Below are 3,020 nucleotides of genomic sequence, written 5' to 3'. Positions count from 1 at the left end.
AGTTGTTGAAGAATATGTGGAGATAGATATCGCTGTAGTTCTTCAGCAAACAAATGAAACTCATCCTGAATCGATAGATTCATACAAAAACGCCATCCTTTCTGTATATTTCTACAAAAAGAATAACGTCTTTTTTACTTAATGGATAGTGTAAAGCTCTAGCTTTATGGCGATGGGACGGTACCTCATATAATCGTTTTATAACTTTATATATTTACATGATTTTCTTTAGCGGAAGTTAATTTCATTTTTAGCTTTCTGAATAATATCTGTTATAAATGGCGCTTTTTCATTTGTGTATGCGACTCTATCATGATAATGTTTTTCAGCTAATTTTTGTTTTAATTGATAATACTGTTGGAGTGTATCAGGATGGTTTTTTAGATAATCTCTAAATAAGATATTACTGTCCCATTCTTCACTCCCTAGTTCATAAACATGCAAATGATGTGTTCCCGCTCTCCATAATCCCTTTCTAAAAAACCTTCTGTTTGGAAACTCTTTATGAAATACATATTCATATGCAATCTTTTTTAAAGGTTCAATAAACTCATCTACTTCTTTTAAATTATGAACTCCAATCATAATATCTAATATTGGTTTAGCTCCTAATCCTTCAACAGATGTACTTCCAATATGTTCAATTGTAATAGCTTTATCTCCCATTATACCTTTTAGAAGCCTTTGTTCTTCTTTAAATTGTAGTGCCCAATCCGGTGTATACTCCTCAATAACAACTGGTCTTTCCATATTCCTAATCCCCCTTATGTATTTTGCGCTTGAACATAATATCAAATTTAGATGAGCAAAGCTACTTCAAATCAATAGAATTTTCGCTATGGGGGGATTGTGATTCCTTAGCTTGATGGGCATGTATGGTGACCCCATGCCCATCAACTTAAGAGAACAACTAAAATGAAATTACCTTGAAAAGAGCTACAAACTGTTCAACAGATTAATTATTCTTAAAAGTACGCACGCTAAATAAACTCTAACGAGTTTTATTTTTAAAACTATGCAGCTTTCTTTTGTTCCCTAGCTATACTATACTCATAATGAACACCTATGATATCAAAGACCGTTTTCTTCTCATATCGATGAGATTTTCGTCCGTTTTGTTGTAGAAGGTGGAACAGACGAATTAGAAGCTTTGTTATCCCTTGGGTGTTTTTTTGTACAGCTTGATATAGCAGCAACAGATGATCTTGTATCATTCCCATCGCTTTATATTCACTTAATTCTTTTTGTTCCTTCTGTAACAAAAGTTGGCGTATTTTAAATATAGTAGAAAAATATAAAAAAATAGCAATTAGTTTCCCATATAAATGACACTCTATTCGTTCCTGTTTGACAGTGCGACAATGATCTATATCAAACAATGATTTCCATGTTTTAAAAACAATTTCTATCTGCCAACGTAAAGAATATAGCTCATGGACTTGCTTCGGCGAAATCCACTCCCACGGAGTGTTTGTTACATATACATTCATTCCAGATAATATTTTGCTTTTCTTAGAATACGATTTTCCTTTTTTCTTTTCTTTCTCCATTTGTTTTTTCTGTCGTTCCCGTAATTGCTTTTCGGTTAGACGATACAGAACGAGGCGTGCAAACAAAACCTTTTGATCTCCTACATAAACATTCCCTACCTCATAGGTCTCACCAGGTAATAAGCGCTCCATCATCATTTGTAAATTGATTTTTACATATTCCGTCTGTTTTTTGATGATACCATTACCAAAAAATGTTGGAGTAGGATTTTTCATATATACATTTGTATTTAACTTTAGACGGGAAACAAAGTATGAACCTCGTTGATCCATTTGATCTAAGTCTTCTAATGAAAAATAACCTAAATCACGAATGCATAAATCGCCTGGTCGTAAGGTATCTAGGCACTCCGTACCGAAGGTTTTGTCATTATTTTTTCCTGGTCCCACTTGAAAATTAAGAAATTGTCCACTATGTAAATCATACTCTAATTGAATTTTGATCCCGGCTGTTTGCGCACACCCACCTGAACCAGGGTATATATGCTCCAAAGTGTTAGGCACTTGAAACATATTGGCATCCATGATGCGAATACGTTGAAAATGAGAAAAAAGTTGGTTAGAAATTTGAGTTTGCTCACAGATTTTTTGTTGTAATAACAAAGAGAAGATATGTTTTAAAAATAACACTGATTTTTCATTAAATCGTTTATTTAAGCCTTCCGGGCTAAGTACAGTACCTGTGACTGCGTGAAGCCTACTACACAATCTGACTAAAGAATCACTGGCCACTCTTTGGCTAATCCAAATACAAATGGTAGCTAAATCTGATCCTGAAAATTTGCGTTTTCTCTTTACAAACTTCAGCTCTCTTGCCAGTCCTTCCAAAAATTCAGGTGTGATATAGCGCTGTAATTCTTCTGCAAATGGTTGTAACTCTTCTTGAATCGAGAGATTCATAAAAAAACAGCCCCTTTCTCATTTACACTATTTAAGAAAGAATACCGTTTTTTGTACTTGGGGGTAGTAAAAATCCTTAAGTTGATGGGCATGTACACAAACCCCTATATCGTCTGAAAATAAATGAACACAATACAAGATGAAAAGGATATCGCGATGAGTTATTTTGTGAAATCTCCTGAAAAACATCCCCTTTACAAAGAAAGTGAAAAATCAAGGTGTAATTAATAGACCAATATGCAGAATTATATTTTCTACATATTGGAATTTTTATTTGACATATGAATTAATTTTGGAGATGAATTCATGTCATACTATAACTTATGCTTTAGTATGACAAAAGTGAGATTTTATAAAAAATTATATTCTTTGGACATGATTAATTAACACACACACAATCACCTGTTAGCGCATTTATTATATATAATCATATTTTTAATAAAATAGATTGGAGATGAATTTATGTTTAACTACGATGATTTCAAAGAAAAAATATTTAATCCTCCTAAAGTGAACGCTTTAAATCCTGATTTAGTTGGCCCTACTTTGCCACCTATTCCTCCTTTTACA

General features: G+C 33.0%; 2 protein-coding genes. Both read right to left on the bottom strand.

The features are described 5' to 3' along the window. Positions 1-228: 228 nt before the first annotated feature. Entirely contained in the window at positions 229-750 is a 522-nt protein-coding gene (locus tag BM089_RS30195; RefSeq protein WP_090979163.1) for a GrpB family protein, read from the bottom strand. Positions 751-1,013: 263 nt separating this feature from the next. Continuing rightward, positions 1,014-2,450 carry an IS4 family transposase gene (locus BM089_RS30190; RefSeq protein ID WP_090979161.1) on the bottom strand — a complete coding sequence of 479 codons (1,437 nt, stop codon included), beginning with the start codon at positions 2,448-2,450 and terminating at the stop codon, positions 1,014-1,016. Positions 2,451-3,020 lie beyond the last annotated feature (570 nt).

The sequence above is a fragment of the Bacillus sp. 5mfcol3.1 genome (assembly GCF_900114335.1).
GTDB lineage: Bacteria > Bacillota > Bacilli > Bacillales > Bacillaceae_G > Bacillus_A > Bacillus_A thuringiensis_S.
The sequence above is the reverse complement of the archived record's forward strand: the minus strand, read 5'-3'. Positions and strand labels throughout refer to the sequence as shown.